Here is a 25,125-nt window from a genome sequence, read left to right as displayed (position 1 = left end):
GAAAAGTGTGATGAATATTGAATTTTTCGATCCGCCTCGCATCGTGAGCGCATTAGCCCTCGATGGGATCGACATCCAGCACCCATTTCACCTTACGGGAATCCGGTATTGTATTAATAAGCGCCAGCGTACCATTGATGATGTGCTGTAATCGCACGCGGGAAGGGTGCTGCAACAAAATTTGCCAGCGCCAGCGGCCGCCACGTTTAGGTGCCAGTGCCGGAACGGGACCGAGAACCCACAGTTTGTCGTCTGCCAGCGGGCTGGAGAGGATGAGATTACGCAGTTGTTGCAGGAACAGCGGCGCATGCTGATTGTTATGATCTTCCGCACGCACAATCACATGGCTGGTCCACGGCGGCAGCTGCATCATGCGTCGCTCAGCCAGTGCCTGTTCGGCAAAGGCGTCATAGCCTTTATAGAGCAACGTTTGCAATAGCGGGTGTTCTGGATGATGCGTTTGCAGCACCACTTCGCCCTGTTTACCCGCACGCCCGGCACGACCGGCGACCTGGGTGTAAAGCTGGGCGAAACGCTCTGCCGAGCGAAAATCGGCAGAAAACAGCGCGCCGTCTACGTCCAGTAACGCCACCAGCGTCACATCCGGAAAGTGGTGACCTTTCGCCAGCATTTGCGTGCCGATCAAGATCCTCGCGCCGCCGCGATGCACTTCCGCCAGTTGTTGTTCCAGCGCTCCTTTGCGGCTGGTGGTATCGCGGTCGATACGAGAAATGGGCACACCAGGGAACAGCGGCGCAAGCGTCTGTTCAAGCTGTTCGGTGCCCAGCCCCACCGGCACCAGGTGCGTGGAACCGCAGGAAGGGCACTGGCGCGGCACCGGGCGTTGGCTGTCACAGTGGTGACAGCGCAAATGCTGTTGCGCCTGATGCAGCGTGTAGTAGTGATCGCAACGTGGACATTCGGCAATCCAGCCGCAGTCGTGGCACAGCAAGGCAGGCGCAAAGCCACGGCGGTTAAGAAAGAGGATAACCTGGTTGTCGGCCTGTAAATGCTGGCGCATACGGGTGATTAACGCCGGAGCCAGCCCCGCCTGCACCTTCTGACCTTTTAAATCCAGCACGTGTTGAATTGCCGGACGCGCATTCCCCGCCCGACGCGTCAGGCGCAGCAGGCGGTATTTTTTCTGCTGGACGTTGCATAACGTTTCCAGTGCGGGTGTTGCGGAGCCAAGAATAATCGGGATTTGCTCGCTGTGCGCACGATAAACCGCCAGGTCGCGGGCATGATAGCGCCAGCCTTCCTGCTGCTTGTAGGAACTGTCGTGCTCTTCATCAATGACAATCACACCGAGATTTTTAAACGGCGTAAACAGCGCGGAGCGGGTGCCGATCACAATCGCCGCCTCACCATTTTTCGCTTTCAACCACGCCGAAAGACGCTCGCTGTCGTTCAGGCCGGAATGCAGAACTTCCACTGGCGCATTAAAACGTTCACGAAAACGGGCGATAGTTTGCGGCGTCAGGCCGATTTCCGGCACCATCACCAGCGCCTGTTTGCCCTGAGCGAGCACGTTTTCCAGTACACTGAGATAAACCTCCGTTTTACCGGAACCGGTAACGCCCGCCAGCAGCCAGGCAGAGAAGGTATCCGCCGCACTATGAATTGCGCCAACGGCGGTGGCCTGTTCAGTATTCAATCGCAACCGCTCACCAGAAACGGCATAATTCTTTCGCCAGTCACTAAACTCTGGTGTTTCACTTGCTAAATCACACAGACCTTTTTTGCGCAGCGCCTGCAACGCGGCATCATTAAATTCGAGCGTGGCAACCTGGTCGCGCCAGATTTTGCCTTGCCGTAACGCTGCCAGCGCCTGTTGTTGCTTGGGTGAGCGTTTCAGGCTGTTCAGATCCACCGCCTGACCTTGTTCAGTGGCAAACCAGTACCACATCGGCGCGTTCGCCGCAGGCCGCCCCTGGCGTAGTAAAATCGGCAAGGCATGAAACAGCACATCGCCAATCGGATGATGATAGTAATCTGCCGCCCAGAGCAGTAATCGCCAGACGGAGTGAGTAAATACCGGCTCAACGTCCAGCACTTCAACTACCGCTTTCAGCTCGTTAAGCGGCAGCTCGCTGACATTGCTAACTAACACCACAACCCCGATGCGCTCCTGCTGTTTGCCAAACGGCACGCGCACGCGACACCCGGCTTTGACCGTCATGCCTTCTGGCAGCAGATAGTCAAAGGTACGGGGAAGCGGAACGGGCAAGGCAACGTGGGCAACGGGCATAGCATCATCCTGACTTGAAATTCGGTGGGTTAGTATACACATTGCCGTAGAAGAGTGCGGATCAGTTTGCATACGCTGGTTAATTTCTGTATGATTTCGCGCCTTCATACGAAATGATCGTATTGAAGCTATACTTTTAACATCGCGTGGTGTCTGGCGTTAGGGCTGGAAGAGCGACGCGGCCTTAAACCGAGGTTTTCCCATGAAAAAAGATATTCACCCGAAATACGAAGAAATTACTGCTAGCTGCTCTTGCGGTAACGTAATGAAAATCCGCTCCACCGTTGGTCATGACCTGAACCTCGACGTGTGCAGCAAGTGCCACCCGTTCTTCACTGGCAAACAGCGTGATGTTGCTACCGGTGGCCGTGTTGACCGCTTCAACAAGCGTTTCAACATCCCGGGCAGCAAATAAGACCGGATTTCCGAAAAAAGCGCCGCACGGCGCTTTTTTTGTGCCTGAATTTTGGTCGTATTACCACGAAAACAGCGGCCATTCTTTGGCGACCGTGGTGAGTTGTGGCGCATCGAAAACGGCTTGTGGCGAGACCACCGTTTCCTCAAGCGGAATATTTTTGCCGTAGCGTTCTTTGAGCTTTGCCTGAACCTGCGGGTTACTAAGGTCGAACTCTTTCAACTTTTGCTGTTTGCCCACGCGCATTCCCAGCGCGTTCTGATAAACCTTCCAAACCACTTCCGAACAGTACTGGCGATCGTCGCTCCACGAGAAGCTGGAGTCATACGGTTTACCGAGATAACGTTTTGCCGTTTGCGCCAGTTTTTGCTGTTGTTCAACACTCAGTTCGCCTTCAACGCGGCGAACAACGTATTTGCCCTTTTCACCATGGGCGATCCACTGCTTGAGTGGGGTGTATTTTACCGGGCCGACCGCTTCAAAAACGTAGGGCTTTTTGTTGCGTATCACCAGCATACCGGTGTGGCTGTAATCGGAATGGGTCGCCAGTTGGATCGCTTTACTTTGCGATGAGCGAGAGATTTGAAAGATGATGTCGCCAGTTTGCGGCTGCCAGGCAAAGGCAGGCACAGAAACCAGCAGGCTGAGAATCAGTAGCCTGATTTTCATCGTTAAACGTCCATGTATGAAAAAAGCGGCTGGTTAACTCCGCGCCGCTCTTTTCCGCTTTAGTATTCCCACGTCTCCGGGTTAATCCCCATCTCACGCATGATCTCTTTTGCCGCCTCCGGAATTTCGTCGCTGCGCTCTTTACGCAGGTCGGCATCATCCGGCAAAGGTTGCCCGGTAAAGGCATGCAGAAACGCTTCGCACAGCAGCTCGCTGTTGGTCGCGTGACGCAGGTTGTTCACCTGACGACGCGTGCGTTCATCGGTGAGGATTTTTAACACCTTAAGAGGAATGGAAACCGTAATTTTTTTGACTTGTTCACTCTTCTTGCCGTGCTCAGCGTATGGGCTGATATATTCGCCGCTCCATTCAGCCATGAGATACTTAATCCTCTTCGTCAATAAATTGAGGCCAGACCACACAATTAATATGGGTACTGACCGTAAACCCGCATAGTTTACCGTACAGGCGTTACCGTGACATCGTGTAATGCACCTGTCGGCGTGATAATGCATATAATTTTAACGGCTATTTGGGATTTGCTCAATCTATACGCAAAGAAGTTTAGATGTCCAGATGTATTGACGTCCATTAACACAATGTTTACTCTGGTGCCTGACATTTCACCGACCAAGCCCAGGGAACTTCATCACATGACGCGTAAACAGGCCACCATCGCAGTGCGTAGCGGGTTAAATGACGACGAACAGTATGGTTGCGTTGTCCCACCGATCCATCTTTCCAGCACCTATAACTTTACCGGATTTAATGAACCGCGCGCGCATGATTACTCGCGGCGCGGCAACCCAACGCGCGATGTGGTTCAGCGTGCGCTGGCAGAACTGGAAGGCGGTGCTGGTGCCGTACTTACTAATACCGGCATGTCCGCGATTCACCTGGTAACGACCGTCTTTTTGAAACCGGGCGATCTGCTGGTTGCGCCGCACGACTGCTATGGCGGCAGCTATCGCCTGTTCGACAGTCTGGCGAAACGCGGTTGCTATCGCGTGTTGTTTGTTGATCAAAGCGATGAACAGGCATTACGGGCAGCGCTGGCAGAAAACCCCAAACTGGTACTGGTAGAAAGCCCAAGTAATCCATTGTTACGCGTCGTGGATATTGCGAAAATCTGCCATCTGGCAAGGGAAGTCGGGGCGGTGAGTGTGGTGGATAACACCTTCTTAAGCCCGGCATTACAAAATCCGCTGGCATTAGGTGCCGATCTGGTGTTGCATTCATGTACGAAATATCTGAACGGTCACTCAGACGTGGTGGCAGGCGTGGTGATTGCTAAAGATCCAGACGTTGTCACTGAACTTGCCTGGTGGGCAAACAATATTGGCGTGACGGGCGGCGCGTTTGACAGCTATCTGCTGCTGCGCGGGTTGCGAACACTGGTGCCGCGTATGGAGCTGGCCCAGCGCAACGCGCAGGCGATTGTGAAATATCTGCAAACCCAGCCGTTGGTGAAAAAACTGTATCACCCGTCGCTGCCGGAAAATCAGGGGCATGAAATTGCCGCGCGCCAGCAAAAAGGCTTTGGCGCAATGTTGAGTTTTGAACTGGATGGCGATGAGCACACGCTGCGTCGTTTCCTGGGCGGGCTGTCGTTGTTTACGCTGGCGGAATCATTAGGGGGAGTGGAAAGTTTAATCTCTCACGCCGCAACCATGACACATGCAGGCATGGCACCAGAAGCGCGTGCTGCCGCCGGGATCTCCGAGACGCTGCTGCGTATCTCCACCGGTATTGAAGATGGCGAAGATTTAATTGCCGACCTGGAAAATGGCTTCCGGGCTGCAAACAAGGGGTAAAAATGAGTGTGATTGCGCAGGCAGGGGCGAAAGGTCGTCAACTGCATAAATTTGGTGGCAGTAGTCTGGCTGATGTGAAGTGTTATTTGCGTGTCGCGGGCATTATGGCGGAGTACTCTCAGCCTGACGATATGATGGTGGTTTCCGCCGCCGGTAGCACCACTAACCAGTTGATTAACTGGTTGAAACTAAGCCAGACCGATCGTCTCTCTGCGCATCAGGTTCAACAAACGCTGCGTCGCTATCAGTGCGATCTGATTAGCGGCCTGTTACCCGCCGAAGAAGCCGATAGCCTCATTAGCGCTTTTGTCAGCGATCTTGAGCGCCTGGCGGCGTTGCTCGACAGCGGTATTAACGACGCGGTGTATGCGGAAGTGGTGGGCCACGGTGAAGTGTGGTCGGCGCGCCTGATGTCTGCGGTGCTTAATCAACAAGGGCTGCCAGCGGCCTGGCTTGATGCCCGCGAGTTTTTACGCGCTGAACGCGCTGCGCAACCGCAGGTTGATGAAGGACTTTCTTACCCGTTGCTGCAACAGCTACTGGTACAACATCCGGGCAAACGTCTGGTGGTGACCGGGTTTATCAGCTGTAACAACGCCGGTGAAACGGTGCTGCTGGGGCGTAACGGTTCCGACTATTCCGCGACACAAATCGGTGCGCTGGCGGGTGTTTCTCGCGTAACCATCTGGAGCGACGTCGCCGGGGTATATAGCGCCGACCCGCGTAAAGTGAAAGATGCCTGCCTGCTGCCGTTGCTGCGTCTGGATGAAGCCAGCGAACTGGCGCGTCTGGCGGCTCCCGTTCTTCATGCCCGTACTTTACAGCCCGTTTCTGGCAGCGAAATCGACCTGCAACTGCGCTGTAGCTACACGCCGGATCAAGGTTCCACGCGCATTGAACGCGTGCTGGCCTCCGGTACTGGTGCGCGTATTGTCACCAGCCATGATGATGTCTGCTTGATTGAGTTTCAGGTGCCCGCCAGCCAGGATTTCAAACTGACGCATAAAGAGATCGACCAGATCCTGAAACGTGCTCAGGTGCGCCCACTGGCGGTTGGCGTGCATAACGATCGCCAGTTGCTGCAATTTTGCTACACCTCAGAAGTGGCCGACAGTGCGCTGAAAATCCTCGACGAAGCGGGATTACCTGGCGAACTGCGCCTGCGTCAGGGGCTGGCGCTGGTGGCGATGGTTGGGGCAGGCGTCACCCGTAACCCGCTGCATTGCCACCGCTTCTGGCAGCAACTGAAAGGCCAGCCGGTCGAATTTACCTGGCAGTCCGATGACGGCATCAGCCTGGTGGCAGTACTGCGCACCGGCCCGACCGAAAGCCTGATTCAGGGGCTGCATCAGTCCGTCTTCCGCGCAGAAAAACGCATCGGCCTGGTATTGTTCGGCAAGGGCAATATCGGTTCCCGCTGGCTGGAACTGTTCGCCCGTGAGCAGAGCACGCTTTCGGCGCGTACCGGCTTTGAATTTGTGCTGGCAGGCGTGGTGGACAGCCGCCGCAGCCTGTTGAGCTATGACGGGCTGGACGCCAGCCGCGCGTTAGCCTTCTTCAACGATGAAGCGGTCGAGCAGGATGAAGAGTCGCTGTTCCTGTGGATGCGCGCCCACCCGTATGATGATTTAGTGGTGCTGGACGTTACCGCCAGCCAGCAGCTCGCTGACCAGTATCTTGATTTCGCCAGCCACGGTTTCCACGTCATCAGTGCCAACAAACTGGCAGGAGCCAGCGACAGCAATAAATATCGCCAGATCCACGACGCCTTCGAAAAAACCGGGCGTCACTGGCTGTACAATGCCACTGTCGGTGCGGGTTTGCCGATCAACCATACCGTGCGCGATCTGATCGACAGCGGCGATACCATTTTGTCGATCAGTGGGATCTTCTCTGGCACGCTCTCCTGGCTGTTCCTGCAATTCGACGGTAGCGTGCCGTTTACCGAACTGGTGGATCAGGCGTGGCAGCAGGGCTTAACCGAGCCTGACCCGCGTGATGACCTTTCCGGCAAAGACGTGATGCGCAAGCTGGTGATTCTGGCGCGTGAAGCGGGTTACAACATTGAACCGGACCAGGTACGTGTTGAATCACTGGTACCTGCCCATTGCGAAGGCGGCAGCATCGACCATTTCTTTGAAAATGGCGATGAACTTAACGAGCAGATGGTGCAACGACTGGAAGCGGCCCGCGAAATGGGGCTGGTGCTGCGCTACGTGGCGCGTTTCGATGCCAATGGCAAAGCGCGTGTGGGCGTGGAAGCGGTGCGTGAAGACCATCCGCTGGCATCACTACTGCCATGCGATAACGTCTTTGCCATCGAAAGCCGCTGGTATCGCGACAACCCGCTGGTGATCCGCGGGCCAGGTGCAGGGCGCGACGTCACCGCCGGGGCGATTCAGTCGGATATTAACCGGCTGGCGCAGTTGTTGTAGTGATTATTGAACAAAAGCTGGCAGTTGCCAGCTTTTGTTGTCACCCCTAAACCTCTTCCTGGGGAAGTGGTGATTGATTGTCATTTTGCCTTTGGTCAGTGCCCCCGGTAATAAGGGGGCTTTTGTGTTGAGCGATGAAGTAACAGAGTGAATGGTGAAGTTATTAATGACAATTACAAAATGACATTAAGTAACAATATCTAAAATGTCACCTAATTTAAAATTGATAACCAATAGTAGTATAGGTTCCCCATCCTGTATTTTTCAATTCAAATGGACCATCTCCGAAGTTAACCTTCTCTCCCGCATTCCATTGTCCACCGTTGTGAAAATAACGTAGTGTAAATGCAAATTTCCAGTGTTCATATAGAAGGGAAAGGATATGGCTTGAAGCAATAGCATTACTGGTTCGTTTATTATTGTGTGACTTGTCCGCAAGATCGGAGCCAAAATCAAAGTTAGTAAAACTATTGTATACCAATCGCCCTCCGAATAAATTTGTAAGAGGGATGCTATATTTTATTTTGAATCGATATCCGTCCCATTCATTTTCATTAGCGGCACCATAGTTTTGCCACTGATACTTGGCGTATATATTGGCAGAAAGCTTAATTGGTAGACCCGTGTCGATATCTGTACCAAGCCCCATATACCATGTACTTTGCCGGGATGACTGGTTGTCACCCATATCATAGACATAGTTGTTTGCAATGAACCATTCTTTAAATGGGCCGAACGCAAGATTTAATCCGGTCAATTTGTCAATGGAAAACCGAGGTTCTATTTCCGTAAATAGTGGTGAGCCCTCATCCCAGATCCCAACATCATAGTGACTGCCGACGCCAAAGAATTTTGGTAGATCAACATAACCATAAAAATCAAACCAGTCTTTTCTTCCTGCTACAGTATATTCAGGGTAGAGGTCGTTAGTCAGTCTTGGGCCAAAGCGAGAGTCTGTGCGACCAATGACATTCAAGCTTTGATGTAACCAGCTTTCATCAATTTTAATTTCCTGAGCGTTTCCAATGCAAGGTATTAATAGAATGGATAAAGCTATCCAGTGCTTTTTTATATACATAAATATATCTCTTATATATTGTTGATTTAGAGAGAAATAATGTCATCCAGTGAATGAATGGTATTATAAGTTTTTGTTATTTGCTTACTTCTACCCGCATTTCATTTACCTGTGCAGGAGTAATCTTGTGGCCTTTCTTAAAATAATCGATTACGACATTGGACATGTTATTTCCGGCGCGGACCTGGACATTTTTCCCTTCTTTGAATGCCAGAAAACCATCGCCCCCAAGTGCAAGGAAAGTCGTAGTCGCAACATGGTAAATATTCGTATCAACGATCTCTTCACCATTAATTTTAAAAGATACAATGCGCTGACCTACTGGTTTCTGCAGGGTATAGCGCATTTCTGCGCCTTTTGACATTTGCAGGATGCCATTGGTAAGCGATGCCCCGTGTTCCAGTAGGTTACGCAGATCCTTACCGCTGAGATCCATTTCAGTAAGTTCATTCTTGAAGGGGAATGTACTGGTAATGTCACCAAAGGTAATCGTGCCTGCATTTATATCAGCACGTAAACTGCCGGAGTTTATCAACGCAATTTGTGCAGTCGGTGCAGCGACAAGCATTGCATCGGTAAACAGGTTGCCAAGTTGCGATGACTCACCGTAGGCACGAGTTAATGCAATCGATGATTCACCGACTGGTTGGCGTACAAGATCCGCCAGTTTTTTATTCCAGCCATTGATAACTTTTTGTGTGGTTGGATCGGGTATCCATTCATCGGCATAAACCGTTTTCAGCTCAAAGCTCTTCACTTTATGAGTACGAGCTGTAGGGTTGACATCAAGGATTAATTTACCAATATCGATACCGCCACTGTCAGTCGAAAGGATTAAGGTGTTGCCGACTTTGATTGGTTCTGGCGTTCCGACGTGGGCATGCCCGGTAATCAGAATATCCAATCCTTTCACCTTGCTTGCGGTTTGAATATCTTTATCCAGCGCACGTCTAACATCTGTATTGCCAATGCTGGACTGACGCGCCGGTACGCCTTCATGAACCAGCGCCACGGTGAGGTCAACCTTATCACGTAACTCGTCGATATAATGCTGCAAATACTTTACTTCATCACGTGCTTCAATCCCCTGATTCTTGAGGGTCGCGGAAGATTTATCAAATCGGTTATTATTGTCATTATCGAGTCCCTGGAGAGAGAGCTCCGAGACCGTGTCATTAAATGCAAATACGCCGTGTAGCCCAACAATACCAATCCTGATGCCATCTTTTTCCAGGATGGTGTAGGGCTTGTTCCAGAAGGGTTTCTCACTCTCTTTATGATAAACATTGCCTAATAAAACAGGGAAATTCGCTTTGCTTAATTGTCGGAGGGCATTATCCCAGCCATGGTCAAACTCATGATTACCGATTGATACTGCGTCAAAAGGCATGGTATTCATAATATCAATTATTGCTTCGCCCTTTGTCAGGCTACTGATATATGGCCCGGTGAAATAGTCTCCAGCATCAAAATAAAAAGTGGCTTTATTTTTGGCTTTCTCTTGTTTTACTAACGTAGATATATTGGCAAAGCCACCAATGTCGCGTTTTCCGTCTGCGACATATGGTACTTTATAGGAATCCACATGGGCGTGAAGATCATTGGTATAAATAATCGTGACATCCTGCGCCATAACTGAGGTCGAAAAAATAGTCAGCAATGTTGCGGCAAATAAAGTACGCTGCGCTGTTTTCATTCGCATTCCTTGTTAAATAAATTGACTGATAAATGAGATTTTATTTGGCGACGTCCATGACTCGTTTAGTTAAGTCTGGGGTGACAGGTTTATGATTTTTGAAATAATCGATGATAGATTCCGCCGAGGTTGTTCCCGGTATCGTCTTCACATTTTTTCCATTCAAAAATGCTTCAAAACCGTCACCACCACTGGCACAAAAGGAGTGCGTGGCAATACGATATGTTTGATTATCTTCCACAGGTTTGCCGTTAATGGTGAAAGAGATTAACCGTTGGTTGAGGGGTTTTTTGCTGTCATAGACAACCGCAACACTTTTAGAAACTTGTAACACACCGTTAGTTAGATTGGTTGCATGCGTCATCAATGATTTGAGATCGCGGCCCGTCAAATCCATCTCGATGAGGTCATTATTAAAGGGGAATGTGCTAATAACATCTCCCAGTGTGATATCGCCTTTAGGAAAATCAGCTCGAATCCCACCGCTATTTTGAAATCCGGCAACGGCATCAGGTGTTTTTTCCATCATTGCATCAAGAATAAGGTTGCCGGTAGAAGAGGAACTACCATACTCACGTGTTAAAACTACGGGAGAATGGCCGACAACTTCCTGTGTTATTTTGTTAAGCTTTGCACTCCATTTATCAATAGTATTTTGAACGATGGTGTCAGGTTTAAATTGATCTGCAAAGATGGTGATTAACTCACCATTATAACTATCAATTTTCTTCGTTTTCGGATTGTAATCAAGCACAAGTTTTCCGATGTTGGTGCCGTATGCATCGGTAGATACAATTAATGTGTTATTAACTTTTATTGGTTGCGGTGTTCCGACATGTGCGTGACCGGTAATTAAGACATCAACACCATTCACTTTTTTAGCTGTCTCAATATCTGCCTGTAGTAGCCGCTCCACATCTTTACTACCAAAGCTTGATTGACGCGCCGGGACACCTTCGTGAATTAGCAAAACGGTAATGTCGACTTTGCCTTTTAATTCTGCAAGTGCTTTATTTAAATATTTAATTTCGTCTCTGGCTTCTACGCCTTCACGTGCTTTTGCCGCGACTGTATCATAGAAAGCGAATGCGCCATGCAATCCAATCACACCAATCTTTAAACCATCTTTTTCGATAATGGTCCACGGATGATCCCAAACTGGTTTATTCGTATCGGTGTAGTAGATATTTCCCAGCAGAATGGGAAATTTTGCTTTTGATAACTGAGACACCATATTGGGCACACCGTGATCGAACTCGTGATTACCAACAGACACCGCATCAAAGGGCATAGTGTTCATGATATCAATAATAGCTTCACCTTTGGTCAGGGTGCTGATATACGGCCCGGTAAAATAGTCGCCTGCATCAAAGAAAAACACATCTTTGCTTTTTTTCTTCGCTTCATTAACGATGCCTGCAATATTAGCCATACCACCTATAAGTCTGTTCTTATCAACAGCGAGGATTTTTGCCGGATTGACATGTGCGTGAATGTCATTCGTATAATAAATAGTAACGTCCTGAGCTAGAACACTGTGAGAAAATATCACGCCGAATATGACTGATAATGTTGTAAATACAGTTTTCATCATCCCTCCTGGATAGGGTGTGTTACATTTGTTGAATTATTTAAATAAAAGGCACATCGTGTCTTATTTTATGTAAGCATAGTTCAGAAAAGTATTATGTGATCTTAGTAACAAATAATGTTATTAATTAAACATTGACCATGATTATATTTCACGGTCATACATTTATATATTTAATTAAATGAAAGGTAGTGATCTCTCTTAATTTATGGTCGTTTGTCGAGTGTATTGACTAACAAGATGGAGTGAGCGATTCATTGTATTTTAACGCCAGTGAGGTCAGCATTTGCGTTACGCGACCTGCGGATAATAACGCGCTTTGGGTAAAGTCGTGTTGGTCTGTCAGCCATGTGATAAAACAACGACTGGTTGCCAGAGAAACATTTGCGCCCCTTTCTAAGCTGGCTCCCGTGAGTAGGCAGACCATCTTGCAGTTATTCCCCTGCTCCCAGCGCTGCCACTGATTTTGCCACCAACCATGGTATGTCGTTCCCTTAAAATGCCAGGGCGTATCAGCGTTACTGTCACTGATTTCTTCTTCTACGAACCAAAGTTCACCTTGTTGTTGGCGGAACTGATCTGTCCAGGCTGTAATAATTGCGCCTCTTAGAAAACATTCGTGTGAAATAATATGCGTTTTGACATCTGGATAGCGGATTTTCAGTATTCTGAAATGCCCGTGTGCCGTGATAACCGGGCGTAGTATGGCTCCCTTACCGTTGCGCTTGAGTACAGCACTGCCATACTGAATTTCATCGAACTGGCTCCGGCGCAAGAATTGCGCTTCACGCATATCTACCTTCTGCACGATATCGCGATGGTGCATAGTTGGTTCTGTGTTGCCCTTGTAACTGTACCGCAGACTGTCTCCTGTCTGATGTTGCGTATAATTCGTGGAGAGATGAAGAATGTTGCCACGAGTGGCGTCAAGACTGACTAAAACATACAGTTTTTGTACTGCGCTGGCCCCTTGAAAGGGTATGAACAGTTGAACGGTTTCAATGGCCTGGGGATGCGTAATTTCTTTCTGATACTGTTTAGGCGTCCAGACTTTTTTGCAGTTACGGCATTGAATGCGTTGCGAACCCTGTGGATTGTGACCATAACAAATCATGTCTGTGCCATAACATACCGGGCAGAAATGACCCTTCTCCGAGGCCCACGTAGATAAGTGAACTGACAACCAGTCACGAAATTGTTGCTCGTCAAACAACGGCGGGTAACTGCCACATGCCCGACAGTGCAGTGCCGGATAACCCAGTTTATAGTCTGGCCAACTGTAATCTTCCGATGAGGCCAATCCCAAATTTCGGCAACCGAACGTTTTACAGGCATTAATCGTAAACAGAGTCGACATATATCACCAACGATTTCACAAGGTCGTTGATTTTGTCCGGCAACTATCCCCTGCAGATGTGATTACTCTCACATAAATAAGTCTTTCAGAACGTAATGTAGCAATCCTTTATCTCACTGAAAGGGATTGTTTATGAAAATTAAAATACTTGCTGCGGGTATCGCATTAACACTGCCGTTCTGGGCTTGCGCTAAAGATGTCACTATTATTTATACCAACGACCTCCATGCGCATGTAGAACCTTATAAAGTGCCGTGGATCGCTGACGGTAAACGGGATATTGGCGGCTGGGCAAATATCACTACGCTGGTTAAGCAAGAAAAAGCAAAAAATAAAGCGACATGGTTTTTTGATGCGGGCGACTATTTTACCGGGCCATATATCAGCAGCCTGACCAAAGGTAAGGCTATTATCGATATTATGAATACTATGCCGTTTGATGCCGTCACGATAGGCAACCATGAATTTGACCACGGCTGGGACAACACATTATTACAGTTGAGTCAGGCAAAATTCCCGATTGTGCAGGGCAATGTTTTTTATCAGAACAGCAGTAAATCATTCTGGGATAAGCCCTATACCATCATCGAAAAAGACGGTGTAAAAATAGGCGTTATAGGTTTGCACGGTGTATTTGCCTTTAATGACACAGTATCTGCTGCCACGCGAGTGGGTATTGAGGCGCGTGATGAAATTAAATGGCTACAACGTTATATCGATGAACTTAAAGGCAAGGTTGATTTGACCGTCGCCCTGATCCATGAAGGTGTTCCGGCCCGCCAGTCCAGTATGGGAGGCACAGATGTGCGTCGCGCGCTGGATAAAGATATTCAGACGGCAAGTCAGGTGAAAGGGCTGGATATTTTGATCACCGGACATGCACATGTGGGTACGCCGGAACCGATTAAAGTCGGCAATACGCTCATCCTCTCCACTGACAGCGGCGGGATTGATGTGGGCAAACTGGTTCTCGACTACAAAGAGAAGCCGCATAATTTTACGGTGAAAAACTTCGAGCTTAAAACCATTTACGCTGACGAGTGGAAGCCCGATCCACAAACGAAACAGGTGATCGACGGCTGGAATAAAAAGCTTGATGAAGTGGTGCAACAAACGGTGGCGCAATCGCCGGTTGAATTAAAACGTGCCTATGGTGAATCGGCTTCCCTCGGGAACCTGGCGGCTGACGCTTTACTGGTAGCGGCGGGTAAAAACACCCAATTGGCGTTAACCAACTCTGGCGGCATTCGCAATGAGATCCCCGCAGGGGCGATCACGATGGGCGGCGTCATCAGTACGTTCCCGTTCCCCAACGAACTGGTGACGATGGAACTCACGGGTAAACAATTACGCAGTCTGATGGAACACGGCGCAAGTTTAAGCAATGGCGTTTTACAGGTATCGAAAGGCCTGGAAATGAAGTACGACAGCAGCAAGCCGGTTGGTCAGCGGGTAATCACACTGACTCTGAATGGCAAACCCATTGAAGATGCGACGGTTTATCACATTGCTACTCAGAGTTTCCTTGCTGATGGTGGAGATGGTTTTACCGCCTTTACCGAAGGGAAAGCGCGTAACACAACGGGCGGTTATTACGTTTATCACGCGGTGGTTGATTACTTCAAAGCGGGCAACACCATTACGGATGAACAGCTCAACGGTATGCGCGTGAAGGATATCAAATAAAAGTGCGCACTGAATTGACTCAACTGTTTGTTACCCGTTGATTGCGCAGATCCTGTATTCGGCCTACGCGAGGGCGCAGGCCGAATCAGATGCCTTAGCATCACCATCCGGTGGCAGGACGTTGTTTTTCGAATTAGCCCAGGTGTCGCTGTGTTGTCAGAATATGAGTCAAAACGTGCGAGGTGGATTGTGCTATAGAGAAATCTTTTATCGCCTCTAATTAAGATGAGTTTTTTTCATCTTCCCTGATTTTTCCTCACCATCATTGGTTATTTTTCGGTTGACGCCCTTCGGCTTTTCCTTCATCTTTACATCTGGACGTCTAAACGGATAGATGTGCACAACACAACATATAACGATAAGCGATTGATGAGGTAAGGTATGAGCTTTTTTCACGCCAGCCAGCGGGATGCCCTGAATCAGAGTCTGGCAGAAGTCCAGGGGCAGATTAACGTTTCGTTCGAATTTTTCCCGCCGCGTACCAGTGAAATGGAGCAGACCCTGTGGAACTCCATCGATCGCCTTAGCAGCCTGAAACCGAAGTTTGTATCGGTGACCTATGGCGCAAACTCCGGCGAGCGCGACCGTACGCACAGCATTATTAAAGGCATTAAAGATCGCACCGGCCTGGAAGCGGCACCGCATCTTACCTGTATTGATGCGACGCCTGCCGAGCTGCGGACCATTGCACGCGACTACTGGAATAACGGTATTCGCCATATCGTGGCGCTGCGTGGCGACCTGCCGCCGGGAAGTGGTAAGCCAGAAATGTATGCTTCTGACCTGGTGACACTGTTAAAAGAAGTGGCAGATTTCGATATCTCCGTGGCGGCGTATCCGGAAGTACATCCAGAAGCGAAAAGTGCCCAGGCCGATTTACTCAACCTGAGACGAAAAGTGGATGCCGGAGCCAACCGCGCCATTACTCAGTTCTTCTTCGATGTCGAAAGCTACCTGCGTTTTCGCGATCGCTGCGTCTCGGCAGGCATTGATGTGGAAATCATTCCGGGAATTTTGCCGGTTTCGAACTTTAAACAGGCGAAGAAATTTGCCGACATGACCAACGTGCGTATTCCGGCGTGGATGGCACAAATGTTCGACGGCCTGGATGACGATGCTGAAACCCGCAAGCTGGTGGGCGCGAATATTGCCATGGATATGGTGAAGATTTTAAGCCGTGAAGGAGTGAAAGATTTCCACTTCTATACGCTTAACCGCGCTGAAATGAGTTACGCGATTTGCCATACACTGGGTGTTCGACCTGGTTTATAAATAGTGTGCCTTTTGTGAAAATCACACAGTGATCACAAATTTTAAACAGAGCACAAAATGCTGCCTCGAAATGAGGGCGGGAAAATAAGGTTATCAGCCTTGTTTTCTCCCTCATTACTTGAAGGATACAAATCTAAAACCCTTTTTTATAAAGCATTTATCCTAAATCGGACATAATCAAAAAGTCTTAATTACGATCAATTTGATCTACATCTCTTTAACCAACAATATGTAAGATCTCAACTATCGCATCCGTGGATTAATTCAATTATAACTTCTCTCTAACGCTGTGTATCGTAACGGTAACACTGTAGAGGGGAGCACATTGATGAGCACGTCAGACGATATCCATAACACGACAGCCACCGGCAAATGCCCGTTCCATCAGGGCGGTCACGACCAGAGCGCAGGTGGGGGCACAACCACGCGCGACTGGTGGCCAAATCAACTCCGTGTTGACCTGTTAAACCAACATTCTAATCGTTCTAACCCGCTGGGTGAGGACTTTGACTACCGCAAAGAATTCAGCAAATTAGATTACTACGGCCTGAAAAAAGATCTGAAAGCCCTGCTGACAGAATCTCAACCGTGGTGGCCAGCCGACTGGGGCAGCTACGCCGGTCTGTTTATTCGTATGGCCTGGCACGGTGCGGGTACTTACCGTTCAATCGATGGGCGAGGCGGCGCGGGTCGTGGTCAGCAACGTTTTGCACCGCTGAACTCCTGGCCGGATAACGTAAGCCTCGATAAAGCGCGCCGCCTGTTGTGGCCAATCAAACAGAAATATGGTCAGAAAATCTCCTGGGCCGACCTGTTTATCCTCGCGGGTAACGTGGCGCTGGAAAACTCCGGCTTCCGTACCTTCGGTTTTGGTGCCGGTCGTGAAGACGTCTGGGAACCGGATCTGGATGTTAACTGGGGTGATGAAAAAGCCTGGCTGACTCACCGTCATCCGGAAGCGCTGGCGAAAGCACCGCTGGGTGCAACCGAGATGGGCCTGATTTACGTTAACCCGGAAGGCCCTGATCACAGCGGCGAACCACTTTCGGCAGCAGCAGCTATCCGCGCGACCTTCGGCAACATGGGCATGAATGACGAAGAAACCGTGGCGCTGATTGCGGGTGGTCATACGCTGGGTAAAACCCACGGTGCCGGTCCGACATCAAACGTAGGTCCTGATCCAGAAGCAGCACCGATTGAAGAACAAGGTTTAGGCTGGGCGAGCACTTACGGCAGCGGCGTTGGCGCAGATGCCATTACCTCTGGTCTGGAAGTGGTCTGGACCCAGACGCCGACCCAGTGGAGCAACTATTTCTTCGAGAACCTGTTCAAGTATGAGTGGGTACAGACCCGCAGCCCGGCTGGCGCAATCCAGTTTGAAGCAGTAGACGCACCGGAAATTATCCCGGATCCGTTTGATCCGTCGAAGAAACGTAAACCGACGATGCTGGTGACCGACCTGACGCTGCGTTTTGATCCTGAGTTCGAGAAGATCTCTCGTCGTTTCCTCAACGATCCGCAGGCGTTCAACGAAGCCTTTGCTCGTGCCTGGTTCAAACTGACGCACAGGGATATGGGGCCGAAATCTCGTTACATCGGGCCGGAAGTACCGAAAGAAGATCTGATCTGGCAAGATCCGCTGCCGCAGCCGATCTACAACCCGACCGAGCAGGACATTATCGATCTGAAATTCGCGATTGCGGATTCTGGTCTGTCTGTTAGTGAGCTGGTATCGGTGGCCTGGGCGTCTGCTTCTACCTTCCGTGGTGGCGACAAACGTGGTGGTGCCAACGGTGCGCGTCTGGCATTAATGCCGCAACGTGACTGGGATGTGAACGCCGCAGCCGTTCGTGCTCTGCCAGTTCTGGAGAAAATTCAGAAAGAGTCTGGCAAAGCTTCGCTGGCGGATATCATCGTGCTGGCAGGTGTGGTTGGCGTTGAGAAAGCCGCAAGCGCCGCAGGTTTGAGCATTCATGTACCGTTTGCGCCGGGCCGCGTTGATGCGCGTCAGGATCAGACTGACATTGAGATGTTCGAACTGCTGGAGCCAATTGCTGACGGTTTCCGTAACTATCGCGCTCGTCTGGACGTTTCCACCACCGAGTCACTGTTGATTGATAAAGCACAGCAACTGACGCTGACCGCGCCGGAAATGACTGCGCTGGTGGGCGGGATGCGCGTACTGGGGGCCAACTTCGATGGCAGCAAAAACGGCGTCTTCACTGACCGCGTTGGCGTATTGAGCAATGACTTCTTCGTGAACTTGCTGGATATGCGTTACGAGTGGAAAGCGACCGACGAATCGAAAGAGCTGTTCGAAGGCCGTGACCGCGAAACTGGCGAAGTGAAATACACCGCCAGCCGTGCGGATCTGGTCTTTGGTTCTAACTCTGTCCTGCGTGCGGTGGCGGAAGTCTACGCCAGCAGCGATGCCCACGAGAAGTTTGTTAAAGACTTCGTGGCGGCATGGGTGAAAGTGATGAACCTCGACCGTTTCGACCTGCTGTAATCTGACCTTCTTCAGCGACTGCCTTTCAGGCAGTCGCTGAAGTTTCTTTACCGGCGTATAGTGTCCACAGGAAAACTACACACTGGATCTCTCATGTCTGCCGCAGGAAAGAGCAACCCACTGGCAATCAGTGGCCTGGTTGTGCTCACACTTATCTGGAGTTATAGCTGGATTTTCATGAAGCAAGTCACCAGCTACATCGGTGCCTTCGACTTTACCGCCTTACGCTGCATTTTCGGCGCTCTCGTTTTATTCATCGTCCTTTTATTACGTGGTCGCGGAATGCGCCCGACACCGTTTAAATACACCTTAGCCATTGCCCTGTTACAAACCTGCGGGATGGTCGGCCTGGCGCAGTGGGCGCTGGTCAGCGGAGGAGCGGGGAAGGTGGCAATCCTGAGCTATACCATGCCGTTCTGGGTGGTAATTTTCGCCGCGTTGTTTCTCGGTGAACGCCTGCGACGCGGACAATATTTCGCGATTCTGATTGCCGCTTTCGGCTTATTTTTGGTGTTGCAGCCGTGGCAACTCGATTTCTCTTCGATGAAAAGCGCCATGCTGGCAATCCTCTCCGGTGTGAGTTGGGGGGCGAGCGCGATTGTTGCTAAACGTCTGTATGCCCGCCATCCGCGCGTGGATTTATTGTCGCTAACATCCTGGCAGATGCTGTATGCGGCGCTGGTGATGAGCGTGGTCGCTTTACTGGTGCCGCAACGTGAAATTGACTGGCAACCCACCGTGTTCTGGGCGCTGGCCTACAGTGCGATTCTGGCGACAGCGCTGGCGTGGAGCTTATGGTTGTTTGTATTGAAAAACTTGCCTGCCAGTATTGCCAGCTTAAGCACACTGGCCGTTCCCGTTTGCGGCGTACTCTTTTCCTGGTGGCTGCTCGGTGAGAATCCGGGGGCAGTTGAAGGTAGCGGTATTGTGCTGATTGTACTGGCACTGGCGCTGGTGAGCCGTAAGAAAAAAGAAGCCGTCAGTGTAAAAAGGATCTGAATTTTTTCTTCATGTGGGGAGATCTCTTATTTAGCAAAATACCGATAGTGCCCCACCATCCGCCAGCTAAACAGTACATCTTCTTCCTGCGCGCCTGCGCCAATGTTATGTATCACCAGCGGCGTACCGTCGCGGGCGAAGCCATCTGACACCACCCCAATATGTGCCAGCCCGTTATCTAATCGCCAGGAGACAATATCGCCCGCTTGATAGTCACTGGGGTTCTTGCTGGTGGGGCGTGTTTTATCGTGGCGGGTAAACCAGGTTTCCAGATTAGGCACCCGGCGGTGATCGATGTTGCTGTCCGGGCGCTTTAACTGCCATTTTTGCGGGTACGCAGCAAAATTCTTCGCCATATCTTCGTGCACCAGTTTCTGCAAATCGACCTTCTGGCTGCGCAATGCACGGATCACCACATCGGAACATACGCCGCGTTCTTGCAGGACATCACCGCCAGGATAGGTAAGCTGCACATACGCCGGATCGTAAAATAGCGTGCTGCCGATTTGCTGTCTGGCGCCGTCTGCGATGGCAAGATTGGTGTTGGCCTGGATTTGTACCACGGTTGGTGGAACGGCGGGAGATTTTAAGGAGTAACTGGTAAATACCGTCAGAAGACTGAATAACGCCAGTGAAGCTTTCATCTGTTTCGTCCGTGAAAATAAGAGTCACAGATTCGACCTTCCGGGCTAACGATTGTTCTGTGGAGAAAATGTCCAGAAGCGGATAAAAAAACACCCGAACAAGGTGGAAGTTTCAGATTACTGGCACAGCGTGCCGGATGCGGCGTGAACGCCTTATCCGGCCTACAAAAGTACGTAAATTTACTATATTGCAGAGATTGCGTAGGCCTGATAAGCGTAGCGCATCAGGCAATTTTGCGTTCAAACTCCCGGACAAGCCGGGAGTTTGGAGTAGGTTATTCCCACTCTTGCAGGAAACGCTGACCATACTGGTCGGCTACCAGCAGTGCGGCGTAAACCTGATCTGGCGTCGCGCCGCCAGGCATGTTGTGGATGGTTTCACCTTCTGCACATGCCGCTTCTGCCACAATTCGCATTTTCGCCGGGACATCTTCTTTAATATCCAGTTGAGCGAGAGTTATTGGCAAACCTACCGCATGGCTAAGTGCAGCTACGGTTTCGATTTCCTCCACCGGCGCGTTTTCCAGAACCAGCTGCGTCAGCGTACCAAATGCCACTTTTTCACCGTGGTAATAGTGATGCGCGTCCGGGATAGCGGTCAGGCCGTTATGCACCGCGTGAGCCGCCGCCAGCCCGCCGCTTTCAAAACCAACGCCGCTCAAATAGGTGTTCGCTTCAATCACGCGCTCCAGCGCCGGGGTTACTACATGCTGCTCGGCGGCAAGCATCGCTTTTTCGCCTTCTTCCAGCAGGGTGTTGTAGCACAGTTCAGCCAGTGCCAGCGCCGCCTGGGTGCACTTGCCGCCAGCCATGGTGGTCGCGCCGCTACGAGAGCAAGCACGCGCTTCAAACCAGGTTGCCAGCGCATCGCCGATACCCGCCGCTAACAGACGTGCAGGTGCGCCAGCGACGATTTTGGTGTCGACAATGACCATATTCGGGTTATTTGGCAACATCAGATAGCGGTCAAATTCACCATCATCGGTGTAGATAACAGACAATGCGCTGCACGGTGCGTCGGTAGAGGCGATAGTCGGTGCGATCGCTACCGGAACACCCATGAAATGTGCCAGTGCTTTGGCAGTATCGAGAGTTTTTCCGCCACCGATACCGAGAATTGCGCCACACTGCGCAGTCTCCGCGATGCCACGCAGACGGTCGATCTCATTTTGCGAACATTCACCGCCAAACGGCGCAATTTCTACTACCAGTCCAGCATCTTTAAAGCTTTTCTCGACAGTGGATTGAGCAAAACCTAAAACAAATTTGTCACCCACCACTAACCAGCGTTCTGCCAGCGGCTTCAGGTATTCGCCCAGACGATTAATCACATCAGCGCCCTGGATGTATTTACCCGGTGATTGAATAATGCGGTCCATAATTGCTCCTTTAGAGATGAGTAGTGCCAAATGCGGCATTCCAGTCGTGTTCGAACTTCTCTATAGCTGACTCTACCGCAGGGGTGTTGAGCATTTGTTGCGCTACATCTAAGGGCAGGGTGATGGATTCACATCCTGCCAGTAAACAGTCCAGCGCCTGACGTGGTGTTTTAAAGCTGGCAGCCAGCACCATGCTTTCTGGCGCATGCATTTCCAACAGCGCTTGCAGCTCCTGTACAGTACGAATGCCGTCACCGCCCTGGGCATCTACGCGGTTAACGTATGGAGCAACGTATTTGGCTCCAGCCAGCGCCGCCAGTAATCCTTGCGCTGCGCTGTACACTGCGGTTCCCAGCGTAGTAATGCCTTCTTTCTTCAGCATTTTAATTGCTGCCAGACCTTCAGAGGTTACCGGAATTTTAACCACAATGCCCGGAATAGCGTCGCGCAGGCGTTTCGCTTCTTTCACCATACCCTGCGCGTCGCGGCTCATGGTCTGAGCAAACAGAATTCCCTCATCACCGATCGCTTTTTGAAGGCGCGGCAGCACTTCCCAGATGGACTCCTTGCTGGCAGCGATAATGCTCGGGTTAGTTGTCACCCCGGCAATCGGGAATATGCGTGCCAGACGTTCGACTTCTGCGACGTTAGCGGTGTCCAGATACAGTTCCATGATGTTTCCTTTTACAGTTCCAGTTCATGTTGCAGCAGGCTGGCGATAGCGTCGGCAGAGGCGGCGTTAACCAGCGCGTTACGGAATTCTTCGTGCATGATGCGACGAGCGAGGCGCGAGAAAATGCGCATGTGCTGATCGCCCGCAGCATGTTTGTTCAGGGTTAACATAATGATGAATTGCGCTTCATCATCGCCCCAGCGCACCGGCGCTGCCAGACGCGCCACGCTGATGGTGGATTGCTCAATGTGTTCTGATTTGCTGTGGGGAATGGCAAAACTAAAGCCCAGACCGGTAGAGAAAACGGCCTCGCGCGCCCACAAGTCGGCTTCCAGTTTACGCGGATAGCGACAGCGGCCCGCCAGCAGCAGGTTATCGGTCATGCCTTTGAGCACTTCTTCTTTGCTGCGCCAGTCGCTTTCCAGTGTGATGCACTCGGCGGTGACCAGCGGTGCGTCTTGTTGGGTCATGCGGAATTGCGCCAGCAGGTGTTCCACTTCCAGCGAAGTACGGCAGGCCATTGCCTGGTTGAGCAACTTGCGGCACTCACGGCTATCAAGTTGCGCCATCCGCGCTTTCGCCGCCGGAATTGATGGTGCGCTCATGCTGAGTTCATCCAGCCCTAAACCGACCAGCAACGGCAGCACGGAACCTTTCGCTCCCAGTTCACCGCACAGACCAATCCATTTGCCCTGGCGATGCACCGCCTGCACGGCGTAATCGAGCGCCCGCAAGAATGCTGGATTCAGGCTGTTGTAGTGACGAGTCACCTTAGCGTTATCGCGATCCACTGCCAGTAGATATTGCGTCAGGTCATTACTACCAATACTAAAGAAATCAATCTCTTCGCAGCATTGATCGATGATGAACATCACCGACGGCACTTCCAGCATGATGCCGAGTGGAATCTTCTCATCAAACGGAATGTGTTCGTTACGCAGTTGCTGTTTGGCTTCCGCCAGTTTTTCTTTCACCCATAAGATCTCTTCCATTGAGGAGATCATCGGGATCATGATTTTCAGGCTGCCGTGAGCAGAGGCGCGCAGGATCGACCGTAGTTGTGTGGTAAACAACGACGCGTATTCTTCATAAATACGCACCGCGCGATAACCGAGGAACGGGTTTGCCTCTGCGGGAATATTCAGATAATCAACGGGTTTGTCACCGCCAATATCCATAGTGCGCACAATAATGCTGCGTCCGTTGGCGGACTCCAGCGCCTGACAAAAAATGTTGTACAGCTCGCTTTCGCCCGGTGCACTGGTGCGATCCATATAGAGCATTTCAGTGCGGAATAAACCAACGCCTTCCGCACCATTGCCGAATGCGGCCTGCGCTTCCACGGAGTGAGCGATGTTAGCGGCAATTTCAATGCGGATACCGTCAGCGGTACGGGCTTGTTGGGTCAGCCAGACACGCTGTTGCTCACGCAGGGCGTCCTGTACGCGGGCTTCTTGCTGATAATAACGGGCCACGGCTTCCCCTGGCTCAACCACAATCGCCCCTGCGTTGCCGTCGATATAAATCGTTTGATGCTGCCACGGAGTAAGGGCATCAATATCCACACCTACCAGCGTCGGAATGTTGAACGAACGGGCAAGGATCACCGTATGTGAGGTGGTGCCGCCACTTTTCAGTAATAGACCTTTGAGGTGATTTTTATCCAGTTCGAGGAACTGGCTGGGGGTCAGTTCATCAGCCATACAAATGGCGGGCTGCGTCAGTTTGCCCGGTGCCGGGAAGCGTTGCTCACCGTAGATTTGCTGGAGTAACTGGAAGCAGACGTCGCGTACGTCCAGGGCACGTTCTTGCAGGTAGCTGCTGCTGGAACGGGCGAACTCTTCGCAAAAGTGATTCGCACTGGCAACAATCGCTTCGGCGCAGCTTAATCCGGCGCTGACACCTGCCAGTAAATGTTCGCGCAGGGAAGTATCGCCAGCCAGGGATCGGTGCGCTTCCAGAATCGCGCTGGTAGCACCGTCGCTATCCAGCAGACGAAACTCTATGTTTTTCAGTACCAGCGTCAGACCGTTTTCCAGTGCGGATTGTTCGGCGTCAACGCCTTTGGCTGCGGGAAGATTACCCAGCGCATTGAGATCTAAAGAAGAGATCGGCGTCAGAATGCCGCCTGCGCTACCGCTGCACACGATGCGAGCACGGATAATTTGCGGATTCAGATTGGTCAGTGAAATCGGCAGTGGTTCCAGTTCGTCAGATTTTACTTCCGCCAGCGGTGCGTCGCAGTGGGGGAATTCATCGCGCAGCCACTGGCTTAAACGCTGGTGCGCTTCCTGTTCGTCGGCCCCGGAAATCAGTAACTGGCAGTTATCGCCCACCAGCGTATCGGTGCCAATCAGCGCAAGGGCGCTTTTGGCGTTGCCCTTGCGGTCAGTGCGCAGGTTATGCCACTCAATTTGTGATGAAAAAGTATTACACAGCGTTTCAACGTGGCTTGCCGGACGCGCATGGACGCCGTTAGGTAGCTCACAAATAAATTCCACAATCAGGGCCATTGCCTTTCTCCCGGTACGGTTTTCTGTTTACAGGATAAGAGCGCACGGTAACGGCCTGCCATGTGACAAATCTGCCAAAAGCTGGACAAATGTAATGTAACCGTCAATTTGCGACGCGTCTCACAAGACGCCGTTTTGCGGCAT

18 protein-coding genes are annotated in these 25,125 nt (G+C 51.0%); 7 read left to right on the top strand and 11 right to left on the bottom strand.

What is annotated here, in order from left to right:
- Positions 1–52: 52 nt before the first annotated feature.
- Positions 53–2,251 carry a primosomal protein N' gene (priA, locus tag ACJHWT_RS13560; protein ID WP_001318166.1) on the bottom strand — a complete coding sequence of 733 codons (2,199 nt, stop codon included), beginning with the start codon at positions 2,249–2,251 and terminating at the stop codon, positions 53–55.
- A gap of 202 nt (positions 2,252–2,453) precedes the next feature.
- Between priA and rpmE the strand changes: the two genes are divergently transcribed.
- Positions 2,454–2,666 (top strand): 50S ribosomal protein L31, encoded by a 213-nt coding sequence (rpmE, locus tag ACJHWT_RS13555; protein ID WP_000710769.1) that lies wholly within the window; start codon positions 2,454–2,456, stop codon positions 2,664–2,666.
- A gap of 60 nt (positions 2,667–2,726) precedes the next feature.
- On the opposite strand, the gene ACJHWT_RS13550 is transcribed toward rpmE, so the two are convergent.
- Together ACJHWT_RS13550 and metJ are read right to left on the bottom strand one after the other, a co-directional pair.
- Positions 2,727–3,335, bottom strand: coding sequence for a YiiX family permuted papain-like enzyme (locus tag ACJHWT_RS13550; RefSeq protein ID WP_000702299.1), 609 nt, complete (start codon positions 3,333–3,335; stop codon positions 2,727–2,729).
- Positions 3,336–3,394: 59 nt separating this feature from the next.
- Positions 3,395–3,712 carry a met regulon transcriptional regulator MetJ gene (metJ, locus tag ACJHWT_RS13545; RefSeq protein ID WP_000852812.1) on the bottom strand — a complete coding sequence of 106 codons (318 nt, stop codon included), beginning with the start codon at positions 3,710–3,712 and terminating at the stop codon, positions 3,395–3,397.
- Positions 3,713–3,988: 276 nt separating this feature from the next.
- Between metJ and metB the strand changes: the two genes are divergently transcribed.
- Both metB and metL read left to right on the top strand, forming a co-directional pair.
- Positions 3,989–5,149, top strand: coding sequence for a cystathionine gamma-synthase (gene metB, locus ACJHWT_RS13540; RefSeq protein ID WP_000197204.1), 1,161 nt, complete (start codon positions 3,989–3,991; stop codon positions 5,147–5,149).
- Positions 5,150–5,151: 2 nt separating this feature from the next.
- Positions 5,152–7,584: a bifunctional aspartate kinase/homoserine dehydrogenase II gene (gene metL / locus ACJHWT_RS13535; protein ID WP_000110765.1), complete on the top strand. Its 2,433-nt coding sequence runs from the start codon at positions 5,152–5,154 to the stop codon at positions 7,582–7,584.
- Positions 7,585–7,801: 217 nt separating this feature from the next.
- On the opposite strand, the gene ACJHWT_RS13530 is transcribed toward metL, so the two are convergent.
- From ACJHWT_RS13530 to ACJHWT_RS13515, 4 genes are all read right to left on the bottom strand, one after another.
- On the bottom strand, positions 7,802–8,662 hold the full coding sequence (locus tag ACJHWT_RS13530) for a nucleoside-specific channel-forming protein Tsx (RefSeq protein WP_000275563.1): 861 nt from the start codon (positions 8,660–8,662) through the stop codon (positions 7,802–7,804).
- 76 nt (positions 8,663–8,738) lie between these two features.
- Positions 8,739–10,358, bottom strand: coding sequence for a bifunctional metallophosphatase/5'-nucleotidase (locus ACJHWT_RS13525; RefSeq protein ID WP_001696369.1), 1,620 nt, complete (start codon positions 10,356–10,358; stop codon positions 8,739–8,741).
- A gap of 40 nt (positions 10,359–10,398) precedes the next feature.
- The gene (locus tag ACJHWT_RS13520) at positions 10,399–11,949 is read right to left on the bottom strand and encodes a bifunctional metallophosphatase/5'-nucleotidase (protein WP_000859436.1); all 1,551 of its coding nucleotides are present in this window, start codon (positions 11,947–11,949) and stop codon (positions 10,399–10,401) included.
- A gap of 232 nt (positions 11,950–12,181) precedes the next feature.
- Positions 12,182–13,306 carry a cytoplasmic protein gene (locus ACJHWT_RS13515; RefSeq protein ID WP_065203487.1) on the bottom strand — a complete coding sequence of 375 codons (1,125 nt, stop codon included), beginning with the start codon at positions 13,304–13,306 and terminating at the stop codon, positions 12,182–12,184.
- Between the two features lie 132 nt (positions 13,307–13,438).
- On the opposite strand from ACJHWT_RS13515, the gene ACJHWT_RS13510 reads away from it, so the two are divergent.
- The 4 genes from ACJHWT_RS13510 (at position 13,439) to yijE (ending at position 19,772) form a co-directional block, all read left to right on the top strand.
- Entirely contained in the window at positions 13,439–14,992 is a 1,554-nt protein-coding gene (locus tag ACJHWT_RS13510) for a bifunctional metallophosphatase/5'-nucleotidase (RefSeq protein ID WP_000694078.1), read from the top strand.
- Positions 14,993–15,373: 381 nt separating this feature from the next.
- Entirely contained in the window at positions 15,374–16,264 is an 891-nt protein-coding gene (gene metF, locus ACJHWT_RS13505) for a methylenetetrahydrofolate reductase (protein WP_000007516.1), read from the top strand.
- Between the two features lie 328 nt (positions 16,265–16,592).
- Positions 16,593–18,773, top strand: a complete 2,181-nt coding sequence (gene katG, locus ACJHWT_RS13500; protein ID WP_001296626.1) for a catalase/peroxidase HPI — start codon at positions 16,593–16,595, stop codon at positions 18,771–18,773.
- Between the two features lie 93 nt (positions 18,774–18,866).
- A complete protein-coding gene (gene yijE / locus ACJHWT_RS13495; RefSeq protein WP_001271242.1) occupies positions 18,867–19,772 on the top strand; it encodes a cystine transporter YijE in 906 nt (301 codons plus the stop codon).
- Between the two features lie 26 nt (positions 19,773–19,798).
- Here the strand turns inward: yijE and ACJHWT_RS13490 are convergent, their stop codons facing one another.
- The 4 genes from ACJHWT_RS13490 to ptsP all read right to left on the bottom strand — a co-directional run bounded on the left by ACJHWT_RS13490 (position 19,799) and on the right by ptsP (position 24,981).
- Entirely contained in the window at positions 19,799–20,416 is a 618-nt protein-coding gene (locus tag ACJHWT_RS13490; protein ID WP_000647859.1) for a DUF1287 domain-containing protein, read from the bottom strand.
- A 275-nt stretch (positions 20,417–20,691) separates the two neighbouring features.
- Positions 20,692–21,795, bottom strand: a complete 1,104-nt coding sequence (gldA, locus tag ACJHWT_RS13485; RefSeq protein WP_000373992.1) for a bifunctional L-1,2-propanediol dehydrogenase/glycerol dehydrogenase — start codon at positions 21,793–21,795, stop codon at positions 20,692–20,694.
- 10 nt (positions 21,796–21,805) lie between these two features.
- Positions 21,806–22,468: a fructose-6-phosphate aldolase gene (fsa, locus tag ACJHWT_RS13480; RefSeq protein WP_000424857.1), complete on the bottom strand. Its 663-nt coding sequence runs from the start codon at positions 22,466–22,468 to the stop codon at positions 21,806–21,808.
- 11 nt (positions 22,469–22,479) lie between these two features.
- On the bottom strand, positions 22,480–24,981 hold the full coding sequence (gene ptsP / locus ACJHWT_RS13475; protein ID WP_001185118.1) for a phosphoenolpyruvate--protein phosphotransferase: 2,502 nt from the start codon (positions 24,979–24,981) through the stop codon (positions 22,480–22,482).
- Positions 24,982–25,125 lie beyond the last annotated feature (144 nt).

Source organism: Escherichia sp. WS338 (genome assembly GCF_046486405.1).
In the GTDB taxonomy this organism is placed as follows: Bacteria; Pseudomonadota; Gammaproteobacteria; order Enterobacterales; family Enterobacteriaceae; genus Escherichia; species Escherichia coli.
The sequence above is the reverse complement of the archived record's forward strand: the minus strand, read 5'-3'. Positions and strand labels throughout refer to the sequence as shown.

What these genes read in the sequence shown, in the direction of transcription:
- priA (WP_001318166.1), bottom strand. Translation starts at nt 2,251, where the DNA reads ATGCCCGTTGCCCACGTTGCCTTGCCCGTTCCGCTTCCCCGTACCTTT.
- rpmE (WP_000710769.1), top strand. Translation starts at nt 2,454, where the DNA reads ATGAAAAAAGATATTCACCCGAAATACGAAGAAATTACTGCTAGCTGC.
- ACJHWT_RS13550 (WP_000702299.1), bottom strand. Translation starts at nt 3,335, where the DNA reads ATGAAAATCAGGCTACTGATTCTCAGCCTGCTGGTTTCTGTGCCTGCC.
- metJ (WP_000852812.1), bottom strand. Translation starts at nt 3,712, where the DNA reads ATGGCTGAATGGAGCGGCGAATATATCAGCCCATACGCTGAGCACGGC.
- metB (WP_000197204.1), top strand. Translation starts at nt 3,989, where the DNA reads ATGACGCGTAAACAGGCCACCATCGCAGTGCGTAGCGGGTTAAATGAC.
- metL (WP_000110765.1), top strand. Translation starts at nt 5,152, where the DNA reads ATGAGTGTGATTGCGCAGGCAGGGGCGAAAGGTCGTCAACTGCATAAA.
- ACJHWT_RS13530 (WP_000275563.1), bottom strand. Translation starts at nt 8,662, where the DNA reads ATGTATATAAAAAAGCACTGGATAGCTTTATCCATTCTATTAATACCT.
- ACJHWT_RS13525 (WP_001696369.1), bottom strand. Translation starts at nt 10,358, where the DNA reads ATGAAAACAGCGCAGCGTACTTTATTTGCCGCAACATTGCTGACTATT.
- ACJHWT_RS13520 (WP_000859436.1), bottom strand. Translation starts at nt 11,949, where the DNA reads ATGAAAACTGTATTTACAACATTATCAGTCATATTCGGCGTGATATTT.
- ACJHWT_RS13515 (WP_065203487.1), bottom strand. Translation starts at nt 13,306, where the DNA reads ATGTCGACTCTGTTTACGATTAATGCCTGTAAAACGTTCGGTTGCCGA.
- ACJHWT_RS13510 (WP_000694078.1), top strand. Translation starts at nt 13,439, where the DNA reads ATGAAAATTAAAATACTTGCTGCGGGTATCGCATTAACACTGCCGTTC.
- metF (WP_000007516.1), top strand. Translation starts at nt 15,374, where the DNA reads ATGAGCTTTTTTCACGCCAGCCAGCGGGATGCCCTGAATCAGAGTCTG.
- katG (WP_001296626.1), top strand. Translation starts at nt 16,593, where the DNA reads ATGAGCACGTCAGACGATATCCATAACACGACAGCCACCGGCAAATGC.
- yijE (WP_001271242.1), top strand. Translation starts at nt 18,867, where the DNA reads ATGTCTGCCGCAGGAAAGAGCAACCCACTGGCAATCAGTGGCCTGGTT.
- ACJHWT_RS13490 (WP_000647859.1), bottom strand. Translation starts at nt 20,416, where the DNA reads ATGAAAGCTTCACTGGCGTTATTCAGTCTTCTGACGGTATTTACCAGT.
- gldA (WP_000373992.1), bottom strand. Translation starts at nt 21,795, where the DNA reads ATGGACCGCATTATTCAATCACCGGGTAAATACATCCAGGGCGCTGAT.
- fsa (WP_000424857.1), bottom strand. Translation starts at nt 22,468, where the DNA reads ATGGAACTGTATCTGGACACCGCTAACGTCGCAGAAGTCGAACGTCTG.
- ptsP (WP_001185118.1), bottom strand. Translation starts at nt 24,981, where the DNA reads ATGGCCCTGATTGTGGAATTTATTTGTGAGCTACCTAACGGCGTCCAT.